The 17,888-nt window shown below is 56.8% G+C and carries 16 protein-coding genes; 10 read left to right on the top strand and 6 right to left on the bottom strand.

The genetic code is table 11. The annotated features are described in order from the left end of the window. Positions 1–685 precede the first annotated feature (685 nt). Together KKG35_06410 and KKG35_06415 are read left to right on the top strand one after the other, a co-directional pair. Positions 686–1,171, top strand: coding sequence for a helix-turn-helix domain-containing protein (locus KKG35_06410; protein MBU1737756.1), 486 nt, complete (start codon positions 686–688; stop codon positions 1,169–1,171). After that, the gene (locus tag KKG35_06415) at positions 1,164–1,532 is read left to right on the top strand and encodes a nucleotidyl transferase AbiEii/AbiGii toxin family protein (protein MBU1737757.1); all 369 of its coding nucleotides are present in this window, start codon (positions 1,164–1,166) and stop codon (positions 1,530–1,532) included. The genes KKG35_06410 and KKG35_06415 overlap by 8 nt, the downstream gene beginning before the upstream one ends. A 47-nt stretch (positions 1,533–1,579) precedes the next feature. On the opposite strand, the gene KKG35_06420 is transcribed toward KKG35_06415, so the two are convergent. Further along, complete coding sequence (locus KKG35_06420) at positions 1,580–1,855, bottom strand: antitoxin (protein MBU1737758.1); 276 nt, start codon at positions 1,853–1,855, stop codon at positions 1,580–1,582. Beyond that, positions 1,848–2,135 (bottom strand): BrnT family toxin, encoded by a 288-nt coding sequence (locus KKG35_06425; GenBank protein MBU1737759.1) that lies wholly within the window; start codon positions 2,133–2,135, stop codon positions 1,848–1,850. Before KKG35_06425 ends, KKG35_06420 begins: the two co-directional genes overlap by 8 nt. 391 nt (positions 2,136–2,526) lie before the next feature. On the opposite strand from KKG35_06425, the gene nifE reads away from it, so the two are divergent. The 8 genes from nifE (at position 2,527) to KKG35_06465 (ending at position 11,124) form a co-directional block, all read left to right on the top strand. Then, positions 2,527–3,918 (top strand): nitrogenase iron-molybdenum cofactor biosynthesis protein NifE, encoded by a 1,392-nt coding sequence (gene nifE / locus KKG35_06430; GenBank protein ID MBU1737760.1) that lies wholly within the window; start codon positions 2,527–2,529, stop codon positions 3,916–3,918. Positions 3,919–3,931: 13 nt separating this feature from the next. After that, the gene (locus tag KKG35_06435) at positions 3,932–5,374 is read left to right on the top strand and encodes a nitrogenase (protein MBU1737761.1); all 1,443 of its coding nucleotides are present in this window, start codon (positions 3,932–3,934) and stop codon (positions 5,372–5,374) included. 95 nt (positions 5,375–5,469) lie between these two features. Beyond that, on the top strand, positions 5,470–6,756 hold the full coding sequence (locus KKG35_06440) for a radical SAM protein (GenBank protein MBU1737762.1): 1,287 nt from the start codon (positions 5,470–5,472) through the stop codon (positions 6,754–6,756). A 224-nt stretch (positions 6,757–6,980) separates the two neighbouring features. Further along, the gene (locus KKG35_06445; protein MBU1737763.1) at positions 6,981–7,292 is read left to right on the top strand and encodes a dinitrogenase iron-molybdenum cofactor biosynthesis protein; all 312 of its coding nucleotides are present in this window, start codon (positions 6,981–6,983) and stop codon (positions 7,290–7,292) included. Positions 7,293–7,300: 8 nt separating this feature from the next. Beyond that, positions 7,301–8,050, top strand: coding sequence for a molybdate ABC transporter substrate-binding protein (gene modA, locus KKG35_06450; GenBank protein ID MBU1737764.1), 750 nt, complete (start codon positions 7,301–7,303; stop codon positions 8,048–8,050). Positions 8,051–8,603: 553 nt separating this feature from the next. Further along, entirely contained in the window at positions 8,604–9,269 is a 666-nt protein-coding gene (modB, locus tag KKG35_06455; protein MBU1737765.1) for a molybdate ABC transporter permease subunit, read from the top strand. Beyond that, the gene (locus KKG35_06460) at positions 9,259–9,996 is read left to right on the top strand and encodes an ATP-binding cassette domain-containing protein (protein ID MBU1737766.1); all 738 of its coding nucleotides are present in this window, start codon (positions 9,259–9,261) and stop codon (positions 9,994–9,996) included. Before modB ends, KKG35_06460 begins: the two co-directional genes overlap by 11 nt. Beyond that, entirely contained in the window at positions 9,997–11,124 is a 1,128-nt protein-coding gene (locus tag KKG35_06465) for a pyruvate carboxyltransferase (GenBank protein ID MBU1737767.1), read from the top strand. A 152-nt stretch (positions 11,125–11,276) separates the two neighbouring features. On the opposite strand, the gene KKG35_06470 is transcribed toward KKG35_06465, so the two are convergent. The 4 genes from KKG35_06470 to KKG35_06485 all read right to left on the bottom strand — a co-directional run bounded on the left by KKG35_06470 (position 11,277) and on the right by KKG35_06485 (position 17,877). After that, complete coding sequence (locus KKG35_06470) at positions 11,277–14,540, bottom strand: efflux RND transporter permease subunit (GenBank protein ID MBU1737768.1); 3,264 nt, start codon at positions 14,538–14,540, stop codon at positions 11,277–11,279. Continuing rightward, a complete protein-coding gene (locus KKG35_06475) occupies positions 14,537–15,574 on the bottom strand; it encodes an efflux RND transporter periplasmic adaptor subunit (protein ID MBU1737769.1) in 1,038 nt (345 codons plus the stop codon). The genes KKG35_06470 and KKG35_06475 overlap by 4 nt, the downstream gene beginning before the upstream one ends. 81 nt (positions 15,575–15,655) lie before the next feature. Next, a complete protein-coding gene (locus tag KKG35_06480) occupies positions 15,656–17,026 on the bottom strand; it encodes a TolC family protein (protein MBU1737770.1) in 1,371 nt (456 codons plus the stop codon). Positions 17,027–17,298: 272 nt separating this feature from the next. Beyond that, the gene (locus KKG35_06485; GenBank protein MBU1737771.1) at positions 17,299–17,877 is read right to left on the bottom strand and encodes a hypothetical protein; all 579 of its coding nucleotides are present in this window, start codon (positions 17,875–17,877) and stop codon (positions 17,299–17,301) included. Between the last annotated feature and the right edge of the window lie 11 nt (positions 17,878–17,888).

Consider the following 17,888-nt stretch of genomic DNA (forward strand, 5'->3'; position numbering starts at 1 on the left):
ATCAAGCAATCTGTTGGGTTTTTTGCTCATCTGTTGCGAACGGGTGAATCGTGATAGGTGGTCTTCCTTACCTATTAGAATAGGCGGAAGCCCTACCTATTGGAATAGGCTGGCTTCCGTACCTATTGGAATAGGCGGAAGGTGAACCTATTGGTAAACATCCGCCAAAAACTCGATTTTTCTTTTTCAGGTTCCTGAACCGCAGCCAGAGAAACAGGGTCAAGGCGACAACTAGGCCCCCGATCAGGATGACCAGTTGTTCAATGGTGAGGGTGGGCATGCTTCTGACGATCATCACCTTGTTCAACAAAGGGGTCATCCATTAAAAGGCCCTTGTCAAGACATACTCTTCTCCCTAGGGATGGGAAAACCATTTTTCCCTCTTGGGAAGGTTATGTGCAGAGTTCTCCATCACAGTGATCAAAGCTTCTTTCCCAGCACTCGGTATTTCTTGCTCGTGTGTCGGTGTCTTGCACCGCACCAGTCTCCATCAGGTTCAAGGCGATTGAGGCAGGCAGCGGGTTGATTGCCAACTGGCTGTCTCGTCCCTAATACTCAACTGAAAGTATCTCTTCAATATCTCGCTTCGACAATTAATCCGAAACAACGTTTTGCCACCTTGGTTGCCGGTAAAACGTTTCTCATTGTTGACAAATAGTGTTGTTTGCATATAATGAGAATCACTATGCCAGCAAAAGCACCAAACATATCAAAAAAAGCTGCCGACATGCTCGCTGCGCTGGGAAGCCGGATTCGCACCCAGCGCAAGGCCATGCGCATCAATGCAACCACCCTGGCGGAGGCTGCGGGGATGTCCCGGGTCACTTTGCATCGAATTGAAAAAGGGGAAGCCTCGGTAACGATAGGGGCTTATCTTAATGCGGCAACAGCCCTGGGCCTTGATTTCGGTGTCATTGAAGACGCTGATTTTCTGCCCCCTGATAATCGTGACGGCATGATCCCGGCCCGAATTCAATTGGATGAATACCCGCAACTGAAGAAACTCGCATGGCAGGTGCAGGGTGTTGATGCGTTGACCCCAGCCGAAGCATTGGATATCTACAGGAGAAACTGGCGGCATCTGGATCTGAATGCTCTGGAACCGCATGAACAGCAACTGATAGATGCATTGCAGCTGGGCTTTAATGCACAAATTGATGGCGATGTTTAAGCGACCGCATCATCAGAAAATTGCATTTGCCCTCAAGGCCCTGAACGGCCCGCTCTTAAGAGAGAATGGTTGTCTGTTTGCAGGCGGGACAGCGATCGCGCTGCGCTTTGGTGAATATCGGGAATCTGTTGGCATCGATTTTCTGGTTTCCGACATTGCCAGTTATCGAAACCTGCGTCAGTTGCTCACCGGTTCCGGAGGAATCGCGGCGATTGTCCGCGAAGGGGTTGAGCCGCTGATCCAGCAAAGGGAGATCAGAGCGGATCAATACGGGATCAGGACGGTTCTCGATGTGGCTGATCAGCCGATCAAATTTGAAATTGTTCTTGAAGGACGAATAGAACTGTTGACTATCCTGTGACAGGGGCGGCTGTGCTGCAGGCCTGGCAGGCCCGTTTGATGTATTGGTTAAAGTTCTTTTTCCTTCAATTTTCCAGCTACATATTTGTGAAGAATGCTGGAAATCAGGGTTTGGTAGGGAATGCCTTCCTCCAATGCTTTTACCTGGATCGCATGAATGTCTTTGCTGGACATACGAATATTTACCCGGCTGTCTTTTTTGAAAGTGGACACTGCTATCTGCTGATAGAGAGACACCTTCTTCGTTTTCCCTTTGATTGGTTTCCACTCATTTTTTTCAAATGACTCCAGTAATTCTTTTTCTTCTGCCGTGAAATCAATCATTGTCTCCGCCTCCATGTAAATATTGCCTTGTTGCTTTTCTGCTGGGGATGATGGTCTTTAAAAAAACCTCATTTTCATCCTCGACAAAAGGAATCAGCCACACATAGTTGAATATTTTGACTACGAATATCATTTGGTTTTCATATTGCTCTTTGTTTGGATGTTCAAGAATATCAAGCAATTGCCCTTGTTCAATAGCAAAAACTGCTTCCTCGAACGAGACTCCGCGGTCTTCTCGCAACTTCTCATTTTTTTCTGTATTCCAGTTAAAATATTTCATCGTACGACTATTGTCTCACCATGTGTGCCGATTGTCAACAATAGGTTTGTGGTCGAGATGAGGTGTGAACTTAAGGTTATGGGTGTTTCGGGGAGAGTTCCGAGTTCCGGCGACACCTTGGATAACAAGCGGACCACTCTGGGTTGGAAATGCCGACCATCCCTTTTAATCCCGCCCAGTTTTCACTGGCGCCCTTCAATTTTGTCCCATTCCGTTCATTATTGTAAACAACCCGACAGGGGGAGTGGGCGCGGCCCCTTGCTGATCAATTCTGAAAGCCGTCTTCCCGCGATATCTACCCGGAATAACTGAATAAATTCTTTAAGTGTTGCGCTGGCACAGGGCTTGCTCTTACAGGTTTGCAAATCAACAACCAACCTGTGAGGCGGTCATGGCGGAACAGATATTTGCAGAACGGCAGAACCAGATCCACCGCAAGGGGAGAAAGCCCTTTGCCATCGAGTGCGACAAGGAAAGCCTGGCCGGCGCGGTGAGTCAGCGGGCCTGTGTGTTCTGCGGTTCGCGGGTGGTTCTCTATCCGATTGCCGATGCCGTGCATCTGGTCCACGGGCCGATCGGCTGCGCGGTCTATACCTGGGATATTCGCGGGGCTTTGTCCTCCGGGCCGGAACTGCACCGTTTGTCATTCTCCACTGATCTCCAGGAAAAAGACGTCATCTTCGGCGGTGAGCAGAAGCTCCATGACGCCCTGAATGAGTTGATCGACCGCTATCAGCCGAAGGCGGCCTTTGTTTACTCAACCTGCATTGTCGGGATCATCGGTGACGATCTCGAAGCGGTCTGTAAAAAGGTTGCGGCAGAAAAGGGGATCCCGGTGCTGCCGGTCCAGTCGGAAGGGTTCAAGGGTAACAAGCGCGCCGGATATGAAGCGGCCTGTAATGCCATGTTCCGGCTGGTCGGGACCGGTGAGATCGCGAACATCGCAAAACACTCGATCAATATTCTGGGCGATTTCAACCTGGCCGGCGAGATCTGGCTGATCCGCGAGTACTTCAAGCGGATGGGGGTCGAAGTGGTGGCGAACATCACCGGCGACGGCCGGGTCGATGATATCAAACGAGCCCACGGCGCGGCCTTGAACGTGGTCCAGTGTTCCGGGGCGACCATGATCCTCGCCAACCTGATGAAGGAAAAATACGGGACGCCGGTGATCCGGGTCTCCTATTTCGGGATCGAGGACATGGCCGAATCTCTCTATGCGGTGGCCAATCATTTCGGCGATCGACAGATGCTTGAACGGGCTAAAGAGATCGTGCGGCAGGAGCTGGAAATCCTGGTCCCGACCTTGAAGAAATACCGTGCCGCCTTGACCGGCAAGAAAGCCGCGATATACGTGGGCGGCGCGTTCAAGGCCTTTTCGCTGGTCAAGGCCTTTCGTCATCTCGGGATGCAGGTGGTGATGGTCGGCTCCCAGACCGGCACCAAGGAGGATTACCAGGAGTTGCAGGAGATCACCGACGACGGCACGATCATCGTTGATGACGCAAACCCCCTGGAGCTGTCGAGCTTCCTGCAGGAAAAGGAGGTCGATATCTTCGTCGGCGGGGTCAAGGAGCGGCCGATCGCCTATAAACTCGGGATCGCCTTCTGCGACCACAATCACGAACGAAAAGAGATGCTGGCCGGTTTTGCGGGGATGATGAACTTCGCCAAGGAGGTTTACGGATCGGTGATGAGTCCGGTCTGGCGACTGGTGCCCCGCAAGCTGAACCAGAAAACGGCGCTGCAGAATTTCGACTCCGCCCGCAGTGCGGAATTATAAAGGAAATTATCCCATGGCAACTGAAACCATTCTCCATCGCGAAACCACGACCCTTCCTCATCCTCATCCCCCCAAAAGCCCCCGGCCGGTTGGCGGCCGGGGGCTGCTCCCGAAGTATGTTTCGACGACCAATGCCTGCAAACTCTGCAAGCCTCTGGGGGCGTGTCTGGCCTTTCGCGGGATTGAGGGGAGTGTTCCCTATCTGCACGGCTCACAGGGGTGCGCCACCTATATGCGGCGGTATATCATCAGTCATTTCAACGAACCGATCGATATCGCCTCCTCATCCCTGGGCGAAAAAAACGCGATCTACGGCGGCGGTGCGAATCTGAAGCAGGGCTTAAAAAACGTCACCGACAAATACCAGCCGCAGATGATCGGGATCGCCACCACCTGTCTGACCGAGACCATCGGCGATGATCTGAACCTGATCGTCCATGAGTATCGGAAAGAAGCGGGAGAGTCGGCAAAAATGCCGATCCTGGTCAAGGTCTCGACCCCCAGTTATTCGGGAACCCATATGGAGGGCTTTCACGCGGCGGTGTTGAGCGTGCTTGCGACCCTCTGCGAAGAGACCCCGCCGAACGGCCGGGTGAATATTCTGCCCGGTTTTTTGTCTCCGGCCGATCTTCGCTACTTGAAAGAAGTGCTGGCGGCCTTTGCGCTTTCCGCCACCGTGCTGCCGGATATCTCCGATACCCTGGACGGCCCGGCCCTCGACGAGTATCAGCTGATTCCTGCCGGCGGCACCCCGCTGGGTGAGATCCGCACCATGGGCGGAGCTGCCGCAACCATCGAGTTCGGTTCGACGATCAGTGACAAGGAGAGCGGCGGCACTTTTCTGGAAAAGAGCTTCGGAGTCGGAAAGCAGCGGCTGACCATGCCGATCGGGGTTGCCGCCACCGACCGCTTTTTTGCAGCGCTGGCAGGATTGTCCGGCAAAGCGACCCCGGCCCGTTATGCCGGAGCGCGGGGCCGGTTGATCGACAGCCTGGTTGACGGTCACAAGTATGTGTTCGGCAAAAAAGCGGTTGTTTACGGCGAAGAGGATCTGGTGGTCGCCCTGGCCGGGTTTCTCGCCGAGATCGGGGTCCAGCCGGTACTCTGCGCCTCCGGCGGCAAAAGCGGCAGATTAAAAGAAGCGGTGGCCGCGGTCACCGACGGCCTCTGCGAAGTCGCGCCGGAGACCTATGATGATATCGATTTCCACGAAATCGAGAGTCGGGCAACGGAGCTTGCGCCTGACCTGATCATCGGCCATTCCAAGGGCTACCCGCTGGCCAGAAAGCTTGCCATCCCCCTGATCCGGGTCGGCTTCCCGATCCATGACCGGGTCGGCGGCCAGCGCATCCTCCATATCGGTTACGAGGGCGCGCAACATCTCTTCGACCGGATCGCCAACGCAATGATCCAGGTGAAGCAGGATTCGTCACCGGTCGGCTACTCGTATATGTGAAAAACGTTCAAACCGTTCGAACCGTATCCCCGACTCCTTTTAACTTTTAATTTTGAACTCTTCACTTTTAACTTCAGCCCCGCAAAGAGGACACCATGACAACCACAAACTCTCAGCCGGTCAAAGACTACTCCAGACATCCTTGTTTTAATGCGAAAATCAAGGGGCAATATGGTCGGGTCCATCTGCCGGTGGCGCCGAAATGCAATATCCAGTGCAACTTCTGCAACCGCAAATACGACTGCGTCAACGAATCGCGGCCCGGAGTGACCAGCACCATTCTTTCCCCCGACCAGGCCCTGGTCTATATGGAGAAGGTCCTCGATAAAGAGCCGCGGATCTCGGTGGCCGGGATTGCCGGACCGGGCGATCCTTTTGCCAACCCGGAAGAGACCATGACCACCATGCGGCTGATCAGCGGGAAGTTCCCGGAAACCATTCTCTGCCTCGCCTCAAACGGGATGGGTATCGGGCCCTATATCGAGGAGCTGGCCGAACTGAATGTCTCCCATGTGACGATTACGGTGAACGCGGTCGATCCTTCGATCGGGGCGAAGATCTACAGCTTCATCAAAGACGGCAAGATCGTTTACCACGGGGTCCAGGGAGCAACGCTGTTGCTTGAACGACAATTGGCGGCCATTGCCAAACTGAAAAAATTCGGGATCACCGTCAAGATCAACACCATCGTTATTCCGGGGATCAATGACCAGCATGTGGAGGCGATTGCCGCCAAAATGAAGGAGCTGGGGGCGGACCTGTTGAACTGCATGGCGATGTTCCCCAATGTCGGCACTCCGTTTGGTGAACTGCCCCAGCCGGGGAAAGAGCAGATGGCCGGGATTCGCAATGTGGCTGAGAAATACCTGCCCCAGATGCGGCACTGCACCCGCTGCCGGGCCGATGCGGTGGGGCTTCTTGATGATGATAAGACCGAGGAGTTTCGGGGCTGTCTGTCGGCCTGCGCGACCCTGCCGAAGATCGAGGGAGTCACCCGACCCTACGTGGCGGTCTCGACCAACGAGGGGGTGCTGGTCAATCAGCATCTCGGCGAGGCGGAAAAACTGCAGATCTGGGAACAGCAGGGTGACTCCTTCCGGCTGGTCGCCGAGCGGGAGACCCCCGAAGCGGGTGGCGGCGTGCGCCGCTGGACCGCCTTGACCAGACTCCTCGGCGATTGCCGGGCGCTGCTGACCAGCAATATCGGCGAGACCCCGGCAACCCTGCTGCAAGAGTCCGGGGTGAAGGTGGCGGTGATGAACGGCTTTATCGAAGAAGGGTTGGAAGCGATCTATGCAGGCCGGGAGGTCAATGCCTATAAAGGGCGCCGGAAATCGTGCGCCGAGGGCGGGTGCTCGGGCACCGGCTCCGGCTGCAGCTGATTTCACAAGCCGGGGAGGCGAATCTGCTGCGTCATCAGGTGTTCGGCATCCGGGTGGATGGCCGGACACCTTCTTCCTTGGATATTCGCCTCCTCGACATGTGAAATATGAGGCTTGTCCGCAGGGGGGGGCGGCTCGGGTGGTGGAGTTTTCTGAGCGGTAATTCCTGAGCGTGGCGAAGGGTGTGAGTGACTCGTAAGGGTAAAAATAAAGGAGAAAATGTGATGCAGGTAGCGATTGTTTCGACGGATGGGATGAATGTGGATGAGCATTTCGGACGGGCGGCCCGGTTTCTGATCTATGAGGTTGAAGGTGGCACCCGGCTGCTTCTGGCCAACCGGGTGTCGCATCCTCTGTCCGACGGGGATACGAGCCATGACTTCAACCCGGAGCGATTTTCGCAGATTGCTGAGAATCTGGTCGGGTGCGAAAAGGTCTATTGTACAAAGATCGGTGAAAAGCCGAGCGAGGAACTGAAGAAACTGGGGATTGAAGCGGTTCTTTACGAGGGGCCGATTAAAGGAATTGGTGTCTGACAAAAACCATGAAGATCCCTGCCATTCCGATAGCGGTTGTTTGGGTCATCTTGTGCGCTTTCCCCCTTGCGGCGGCGGAGCGGCAGGTGGTGATGATCGCGACGGCGGCAAACTTCATGGGGGCGATGGAAAAAATCTCCGAGGTTTATCACGCGGAAACCGGGAGCAGGGTGGAGACGGTGTATTCCTCGACCGGCAAACTGTATGCCCAGATCAAAAAGGGCGCTCCCTACGATCTCTTTCTGGCTGCGGACGCGCGCAGACCGGAACTTCTCGCCGAAGAGGGGGTGTGCGCGGAATCTTTTGTCTATGCCACCGGAGAAGTTGTGCTCTGGACCGGAAACCGGTCGTTCGCCGATGCAGAGAACTGGCAGCAGGTCATTCTGAACGAAGGAGTCAGGAGGATCTCCGTTTCAACTCCGGAGACTGCGCCGTATGGCGCCGCAGCTTTTGCGGCGCTTGAAGAGAAAGGTTTTCTGCCGAGGCTCAGGGACAGGCTGGTCTACGGGCAGAACGTGGCCCAGGCCTTTCAGTTTGCAGTGCACGGCAGCACCGACCTCGGCTTGATCGCCTTGTCCCTCGCCTTGTCGGAGAAGGGCAGGCCGGGATTCTTCTGGCGGGTGCCGGAGGCTCCGAAAATCGTGCAGAAGGGTTGCGTGGTCACAGGCGGAGACAATGAAGAGGCGGCGCGTGATTTTCTCGAATTCATGCGCGGTGAAACGGGCCGCACCGTACTACATGAATTCGGCTACCGGTGAGGGAAGAATGCAAAATGCAAAATGCAAAATGTAAAATGCAAAATGCACAATGCGAAAGCCGGGACCGCTTCACTCCAGCAAATCATTTTTACTCAACTTTCCGACATGTCTTATGGCGTTGATTTGCTGTTATAAAATGGTTCAGAGTCGGAGTGACATTCCATGATGAGAATTCAGAAGCCAGTAGCCAGAAGCCAGAATGACTTATTTTTTCACCCTTCGGGTACTCACTTCAGTACCCCCTTGAGTATAAGTCTCGATGTCTCGCAGGCTCGCTTTCGCCCAGAGGGCATAAGTTTCGTATAAGCAGGCACGCTGCTTAACTTAACTAATCGGTAAGAGCAGACCAGCTGCTCAACTTAAGCTTTTCACCCTTCGGGTATAAGTTTCGTACGAGCAGACAAGCTGCTCAACTCAGCTTTAAGCTATTCTCCTGGCTTCTGGCTACTTGTGGAACACATGCACTAACAAATCGCCGAAACCCCTTTATTATCGGGAGATTAGCCAACCTCGGAAAGTTGTGATTTTTAATTTTGCATTCACGAAGGAACCCATGGACCTGACCCCTTTATATCTTTCCGCGAAGCTCGCCCTGATCAGCACCGTTGTTCTCCTGATCATTGCCGCGCCGCTGACCTGCTGGCTGGTCTTTAACCCGGTCCGGGGCAGGTTTCTGATCGAATCGTTGATCGGTCTGCCGCTGGTGCTGCCGCCGACGGTCCTTGGTTTTTTTCTCCTGATCGTCATGGGTCCGGAGGGGGTGATCGGCAGATCCTGGGAGAACCTGACCGGCGCACCCCTGGTTTTTACCTTTACCGGCATCGTGATTGCGGCGATGGCCCACAGTTTGCCCTACGCCTTCCAGCCCTTGAAGACCGCCTTTGAAAGGGTCGACCGGAGGCTCCTGGAATCGGCCTATGTTCTTGGCTGTTCAAAGAAGGGCGCTTTTTTCAGGGTGGTTCTGCCCAATACCGTAAACGGCCTGGTGGCGGCGGCGATTCTCGCTTTTGCCCATACCATGGGAGAGTTCGGGGTGATCCTGATGGTGGGCGGCAGTATTCCCGGCAGAACCCGGGTGGCCTCAATCGCGATCTACGAATATGTCGAGGCGTTGCGCTACCGGGAAGCGTGGCTGCTGTCGCTCGCGCTGGTGGTCATCAGCTATCTGGTTTTACTTGCGGTCAACCTTTTGAACAGGAGGGGAGAGCATGGGGCTTAAGGTCAATATCGTCAAAGCACTTCCCGGCTTTGATATCAATATCTCCTTTGCGTGCGGCAGTGGTGAATTTCTGGCCCTGGTCGGGCCGTCGGGAGCCGGCAAAACTACCATTATGCGGATCATCGCCGGTCTTGACCAGCCTGATGTCGGCCGGATTTCCTTCAACGAAGTGAGCTGGCTCGACAGCAGGCAGGGGATCAATCTGCCGCCGCAGAAACGCAACCTCGGCTATGTCTTTCAGGAATACACCCTGTTCCCGAATCTGACGGTGTGGAAGAACGTGGCTTTTGCCGCAAAGGATAATGCGGTGGTGGCCGAGCTTCTGAAACTCTTTGATATCCTGCATCTGCGGGACAGAAAGCCCCGCAAACTGTCCGGGGGCGAGCGGCAGCGGGTGGCGCTGGCCCAGGCCCTGGCCAGAGAGCCGGATATCCTGCTGCTGGACGAACCGTTTTCCGCGCTGGATGTGGTCTCCCGGCAGAAGTTGCGGCAGGAAGTGAAAACGATCAGCAAAACATTCGCCCTGCCGGTGATCCATATCACCCATGACCTGGAAGAGGCCCGTTCTCTTGCCGATACCCTGCTGCCCATAGTTCAGGGCCGAATCGACCAGGGGTGGCTGACCGATCACCCGATATCGGTTGCCGGAGAAAGAAGAGCGCCCCGGCGCGGCAAGATCGTCGATCTTTGTCAGCGCCCGGGTTTCAAGGAGGCGGCGGAGGGATAAATGAAGGGAATAATCGACAGCACGCTGCGGGAAGGAGAACAGACTGTCGGGGTCTCCTTTTCACCTGAACTGAAACTTGAGATGATCAGACGGCTCTGCCGGATCGGGGTGGAGGAGATCGAGGTCGGAACTGCCACCAGGTACGACACCACCCCCGCCCTGCTGATCAGGAAATGCCGGGAGGAGCGGCTCCCGGCGCGACTTGCCCTCTGGTGCCGCTGCAACGAAAAGGACATCGCCGCTGCCGCAGAGGCCGGGCCGGACGTTTTGTCCCTGTCCATTCCGGTGTCGGATCTGCATCTTGAAAAGAAACTCGGAAAATCGAGGGCATGGGTCCTGGCCAAAGTTGAAGAGTCTCTCGGGTATGCAAGAAAACTGGGGCTCCCTTTTGTCTCTCTCGGATTTGAAGACGCGACCCGGGCCGATCCCGATTACGTGGGAATCGTGGTCAGGGAAGCGGCGCGGTGCGGGGTCGATCGGATCAGGCTCGCCGACACGGTTGGAGTGGCAAGTCCGGCCGGGATCGCCGGGCTCGTCAGGCGGATACAAGAGATTTCAGCCGTGGAAATCGGCGTTCATATGCATAACGATTTCGGGATGGCCACCGCCAATTCCATTGCCGCCATTGACAGCGGCGCCGACTGGGCCGACGCGACCATCCTCGGCCTTGGTGAACGGGCAGGTAATGCCCGGCTTGAAGAGCTGGCAGCGTTCCTCTCCCTGCAGCGCAATCATCACTATCAGGTCGGCCTGATTCCGGATCTGAGCAGGTTGGTCGCAGAGGCGGTCGGCACCGGGATCGAACCACATCGACCGGTGATCGGCGGCGACATCTTTGCCTGCGAAACGGGTTTGCACCTCCAGGGTCTTCAGCGGGAGCCGGTCACCTATGAGCCGTTTCCTCCCGAGGCGGTCCGGGCGGAAAGGTTGTTGCTTTTCGGCGCCAAGGTCGGGAGAAGGGAGATCGGTGACTGCCTGGGCGCAGACCACGGCGGAATGTCTGAAGGTGACTACGACTCCATTGTCACCCGGATCAGGGAAATGGCTGGTTCTTCAGGGTATCCGCTGCGGCTGGAGAAATTTTCCGCGGTGGTCAGAAGCATGGCGGCCGGCTGCATCCCGGGCTGAAAATCATTGAAGCTCCCCGCGGCAGATAGCGAACTGCGTGAGACTTCGAGCTGCGGGGAATGCGTTTCGCTATGCATGTTCAACGGTCTGCACCGGTCGGGTCAGCCGTCGGTTGTCGCAAATTGATCGCTCGGGGGAAGGCCCGATCCCCGTCAATAGCCGCTCTCTCCCGCGTGTTTATGTCTCTGCAGCATGAAGTAGAGGACCGGCACCGCCATTCTGCTGATCAGGAGCGAGGCGATCTCGCCGAACATGAGCGAGATCGCGAGTCCCTGGAAGATCGGGTCGGCGAGGATCACCGAGGCGCCGACCACCACCGCGAGTGCGGTGAGCAGCATCGGCCGGAAACGGATGGCCCCGGCCTCGACCACCGCTTCCTTCAGCGGCAGGCCGTGACTGATTCGAAGCTCGATAAAGTCGACCAGGATGATCGAGTTTCGCACCACGATCCCCGCCCCGGCCATGAAGCCGATCATTGAGGTGGCGGTGAAAAACGCGCCCATCGCCCAGTGGGCCGGGAGGATGCCGATCAATGAAAAGGGGATGGCGGCCATCACCACCAGCGGCACGAAGTAATCCTTGAACCAGCCGACCATCAGCATGTAGATGAGGATCATCACCGCGCAGAAGGCAAGCCCCAGATCGCGGAAAACTTCCAGGGTGATGTGCCACTCGCCGTCCCATTTGACGGCGGGCTGCATTTCATAGAACGGCTGCTTCAGGTTGTAGACTTCAATTTTCTCCTGATCCGATCCATACAGTGTGCCGTCGATACCACCGATTTCCCTGTTCATCTCGAGGATCGCATAGAGCGGGCTTTCCGCCGCCCCCGCCACATCGCCGGTCACGTAGATCACCGGTTTCAGGTTTTTCCGGTAGATGGGCTGCTCGACCGCGACCTGGTCCACATGGACCAGTTCCCGGAGTGAAACCAGGGGCCCTGCCGGATTGATCCCGGAGCGGAGCTGGATATTCAGGATGGTGTCGATCCTCGCCCGCTGGGCCTGCGGCAGTTCAAGGATGATATTGACCGGTTCCTTGTCGTGGGGGAGATGGTAGAGGTCAATGGGTAGCCCCTTTAAGGCGAGGTCGACGGTTGTCGAAATTTCCCCGGAGGAGATGCCGTTCAAGGCCGCTTTTTCCTTGTCGACGGTGATCACCGTTTTTAGGCGGTTTGCTTCCCGGTACCAGTCGACATCCACCACCCCGGGGGTTGAGGTGAAGATGTCCTTGACCCGTTCGGCAAGTTTGACCCTCTGGGCATCTGACGTCCCGTAGATCTCCGCAACCAGGGTCTGGAGAACCGGCGGCCCCGGCGGCACTTCGGCCACCGCTACGGTTGCCCCGTATTTTTCGGCAATGAGAGCGACCTCCGGCCGGACCCGTTTGGCGATGTCATGGCTCTGGGCCTTGCGCTCTCCCTTGGGCAGGAGGTTAATCTGGATATCGGCGACATTGGCCCCCTGGCGCATGTAGTAATGGCGAACCAGCCCGTTGAAATTATAGGGTGAGGCGGTGCCGGCGTAGACCTGATAATTGACCACCTCCGGTTCCCGGCCGACCACCGCCGCCATTTCCCGGGCCACCCGGGCGGTGTGCTCGAGGCTGGTCCCCTCCGGCATGTCGAGAATGATCTGGAACTCGCTCTTGTTGTCGAAGGGCAGCATCTTCACCTTGACCAGCCCCAGGTAGACCATGCCGCAGGCGCCCAGCAGCAACGAGATGATGGCGCCGAAGAAAACCGCCCGCCAGAGAGAGCTTTCGAGCAGCGGGTCCATGACCAGATGGTAGAGGCGGGTAAAGAAATCAGTCGGGGCATGATCATGGTCGGCCATCCCTTCAGGAGTCGCGGCAGTGCTGGAATCAGATCGGGTGCTTTTTTTCTTCAGGACCCGGATGGCGGCCCACGGGGTCACGGTAAAGGCAATGATCAGGGAAAAAAGCATGGCCGCCGACGAACCGATCGGGATCGGGCGCATGTACGGGCCCATCAGGCCGCCGACGAAGGCCATCGGCAGGATCGCGGCAATCACCGCCCAGGTGGCGAGGATGGTCGGATTGCCGACTTCGTTGACCGCTTCAACGGCGATCTTGAGCATTGACCTTTGTTCATTGCCCGGCAACCTGGAATGGCGGACGATGTTCTCGACCACGACGATGGCGTCATCCACCAGGATACCGATGGAAAAGATCAGGGCGAAGAGGGTGATCCGGTTCAGGGTGTAGCCGTAAAGGTAAAAGAGGAGCAGGGTCAGGGCCAGGGTTGAAGGGATGGCCAGAATGACGATGATCGACTCCCGCCAGCCCAGGAAAAAGAGGATCAGGAGGGCAACCCCGAAAACCGCAATCCCCATGTGCAGGAGAAGCTCGTTTGATTTTTCGGCCGCCGTCTCGCCGTAATCCCGGGTGATGGTGACCCTGACATCATGGGGGATCACCGTTCCTTTCAGGGTGTCGATTTTTTTCAGGATGGTTTCAACCACGTGAACCGCATTGGCCCCCGGTCGTTTGGCTACCGACAGGGTCACCGCCGCTTCTTCCTGCCGGCCGTTCCCCTCGCCATGCAGAACATAGTTGGCCGGTTCCTGCGGGCCGTCAATGATTTCGGCCACTTCATTCAGGTAGACCGCCCTGCCCTTGTAGACCCCGACCACGAGCCGGCCGATCTCTTTCACGGATGAAAGAAACTGCCCGGTCTGGATGATGACCTCGCGGTTCAGCGACAATAAATTGCCGGAATCGGTCTGCCGGTTCGCCTGCTGCAGGTGCGGGATAATGTCGCCGACGGCAAGGTGGCGGCCGGCAAGTTTGAGTGGATCGAAGAGAATCCGCACTTCACGCACGGTGCCGCCGATCAGCTTGGTTTCCGCCACCTCCTGGATGTTTTTGATCGCGTCATCAACCTCCGCCGCCAGTCGCCGCAGGGTGTAATGATCATACCGCTCGCTGTGAAAGGTCAGGGCGAGGATCGGGACGTCGTCGATGGTGTGGGGCTTGACCAGCGGTGGTGAAACGCCGCTTGGGATCCGGTCGAAATTGGTCGCCAGTTTCTGGTTCAGCCGGACGATGGCGTTCTCCATGTTTTCGCCGACATAAAACCTGGCAATCAGGAGGCTCCGGCCGGGCATTGAGGTGGAGTAGATGTATTCGACCCCGGGGATCTCGTACAGCAGTTTTTCCATGGGGATGGAGACCTGCTCCTCGATTTCCTTGGCCGAGGCCCCCGGCATGGCGACCATGATATCGATCATCGGGACTTTGATCTGCGGTTCTTCTTCCCTGGGGAGCATGACCACGGCCATGATCCCGAGCAGGAGAGAGGCGATGATGCCGATCGCGGTCAGCTTCGAATCCATAAAAAAGGAGGCGAGCCGCCCGGCAAAACCATGCTGTTCGGTAGTGATCGATGGTTTCATTGCACTATTTCCACGGGTTGTCTGTCAACAAGCTGGTTGCTGCCATGGAGAACGACCTGCTCTCCGGCAACGATCCCGGAAAGGATTTCCACCTGCGAACCGACCCTCTCGCCGGTCCTGATCAGCCGGAGAATCGCCCGGTTGTTCTCGACGACGAAAAGACGTTCCATCTGGCCGTAGCGGCTGATGGCCATCGCGGGGACCAGATAGGCGTTTACCGAGACCCCCGGCAGCACGATGCGGACATATTGCCCCGGCCGGAGGCCGGAAATATCTTCGATTTTAAGCTTGACCGTCGTTGTTCTGGTCTGCGGGTCTGAAGAGGGGGCGATCTCGCTGACCACTCCGGTTTTGTCCGGTGCGGCGGTGGCGCCCCTTACCGGCAGCCGGTCGCCGATTTTGATCTGCAACGCCAGTTCTTCCGGGACCGAGGCGACCACCTGCAGTTTGCGGTTGTTCTCGATGACCAGTAACGGGGTGCCGGGGGTGGCCAGGTCGCCGATCTGAATGTTTTTTCCGGAAATGACCCCGTCGAAGGGGGCCGTGATCGTGGTGTAGCCGAACATGGTCTGCGCTTCACGGTAGGCGGCCTCGGCGACCCGGAAACCGTCTTCCATGGATTTTACGGTTTCCGGGGTGGACGCCTCTTTTTCAAGAAGGCGTTTTTCCCGCTCCAGATTCCGGCGGGCCTGCTCCAGCTGGGCTTCCGCCTGGGCCGCTCTGGCGCTGATTTCACCGGCGCTGAGCCGGAGCAGGAGATCGCCTTTCTTGACCGTCGAGCCAAGGTCCACCGGCAGCTTCTCGATGGTGCCGGTGACCTTGGAGGCAATGGTTGCCTGATGGACGGCCTCGATGGTTCCGGTAGCCTCATTCTGGCTCATGGTCTGCTGTGCCGCGACCTGGACAACCGTGACCCTGGCGACGGGCAGCTCGGGCATCCCGGTTTTGTGTTCCTCCGACGGCGGCTGAGTGCAGCCGCTTAAGCCCAGCACCACGGAGCAAAGGGCGAGTGCGATAAATTTCATTCTGTTCATGAGTCTCTCTTCCTCATTACATGTTTCTTGGATTCAATGCGCTTGTCATGTTCTGTACAGGATTCACAGGTCCGGGCCCGGTCAGGAGCCTTTCCCCGCAGGGTTTTCTTTGTCGAGATCGGGAAACTGTTCAAGCCCCAGGGCCTTTCGTAATCCGGCGATGGCTATGTTGTGTGCCGATCCGGCAACCGTTTTTCTCAGGAGCGCTTCGGTCAGGCCGTTTTCAGCCGTGACCAGATCAGAGGCAAGCACCTCGCCCTCCCGGAACCGGGCCCGGTAGATTCGAGCGCTTTCCTTTGCCTGCTCAACCCCTTTTTCGGTGACCGCAAGGCGAGTTTCGGCATCGTGTACCGCGAGTTCCGCCCTTCTGATCTCAAGCTCAATGGCCAGTTCGGTTTTCCGGAGCCTCTCCTTTGCCTCGGCAAGTGATGCCGCGGCCGCTGCGACCGCAGCCGAGGTCCGCCGGCCGTCAAAAAGAGTGTAGCTCAGCTGGACCCCGGCCAGCCAGGAGTCGCCATCATGATCGGTGACCGTGCCATGGTCGAAATCATAGCCGGCGAATCCCTCGACGGTCGGCAGCCTGCCGCCCTGGGCCTGTTTCAACCTGGCCTCGGCCGCCCGGACCATTGCTTCGGCAGCCTGAAGCTCAAAACGGTTCTCCGCGGTCCTGCCGCTTGGAATCTCCTGCTCTTCGGTGATATCCGGAAAGATCTGGACGACTCCTTCCTTCAGCCCCATCAGGTTCAGAAAAACCTTCCGGGCCTCCTCCAGGCTGTTTTGGGCCTGGATGAGGTTTTCTTCAGACCGTGATTGCTGGACTTCGAGGTTGAGGACATCGGCGCGGAGCAGCACCCCTTCATTATATCGGGCCTGGGCGACCGCGAGCGAGGTGTTGATTGCCTCCAGGGCGGTCTGGTGCGCTTTGACGATCCCTTCCGCCTGAATGATCAGGTTGAAGGTGCGGATCGCCCCGAAGGCGAGTTCATCGCGGATCGCTCCGAGCTCTTTCTCCGCAGCTTCTTCGTGCGCCTCGGCACCTTCAATTCCGGCAAGATCCCGACCGCCGTTGTACAGCCGGTAATTGACCCTGACTCCCATATTGAGATCATCGGTCCGGCCGGGGTTGTTGAAGTCAATGGTGGAGTTAAACGCCCCCTGGTTCAGGATGTTGCCGAAAGAATACATGGGGTTGTCAGTCTGGCTGTATCGTGAAGAAAAGGCGAGCTGGGGATAGAGCGACGATTTTTCCATGGTCACCATCGATTGCGCGGCTTTGAGCCGTTGTCGGGCCATCCCGCTGTCCGGGTTGTTGCGAAGTGCGTAATAGACGGCCTTGCGGGCGGTCCAGACCTGCGGCGCGGAGTCTTCCGGTTTCTGCCCGGAGGCAATTGTGATTCCCGGTGTGACCGCCAGGAGCAGGAGGACAAGGGTGATTTTTGACCACGTCTTCATTTCGGGGCACCTTTGACATTTGATCGGAAATTGTTTGATCCCGGGTTGAACTCCCTGTCTTGCCTGTGATTGCATCGGCTTCAACCTATTTTAGCGTTTACTTTAATACCTGGAGGCGGCGATGTAAAGTGTGAAAATCAAAAACTGTATCGGGTTTCCAGGCAAAGAGGCGATTTGCCACAGGTGTCGCGGGTGCTGCCGGTTGAAGATCAGGAGTTCGCCTGAATCTATGTCTTTTCTGTCAACAGTATGGGTGAACCATGGGCGGGATGTCAAGTGTTGATCAGGGTCAGGGGGTCAATCCCCGCGATGATTTTTTTCGATGCAAATTCCTGCCAGCGCAATTTTTCGGGAGGGGTGTCGGGTGAAACCCATGCCGCTGACACATGGAGGTGGGCGGGGCATCCCGAGGAACCGGCCGGGGAGGCAATGGTTCCGACCGCCTCCCCCGGGGCAGGATACAAACCGGGAGAGACTTCTGTCAGCACCACCATATGGGCGTAGAAGGTGTGCAGTACCCAGCCGGAAGTGTTCCGGTAATCATGACCGGCCACAACAGTCCGCGCGACCAGATCGTTGAAGATCCGCACGATCTTTCCCGGGTAGAGCAGCGGGATCAGGGTTCCCGGTTCAAGTTGGTGGACCTGTTCGTTTTGATCTTGATATGAGACGAGATCGATCCCTTCATGGGGGGAAGGCCGCGGGCCCTGATTTCCCCACCATTTCTCCGGATCGTTATACGCCATTCCCGGTTTGAGCAGCCAGTTTCTGAATTGACCTGTGTTGAAACCGTTCAGTGCCACAAGGTCCCGGGTGAAAGTTGATGGCGGCAGGGCTGGAAAGAGGGTCATTTTTTTCTGCT

The organism is Pseudomonadota bacterium (assembly GCA_018823285.1).
GTDB lineage: Bacteria > Desulfobacterota > Desulfobulbia > Desulfobulbales > JAGXFP01 > JAHJIQ01.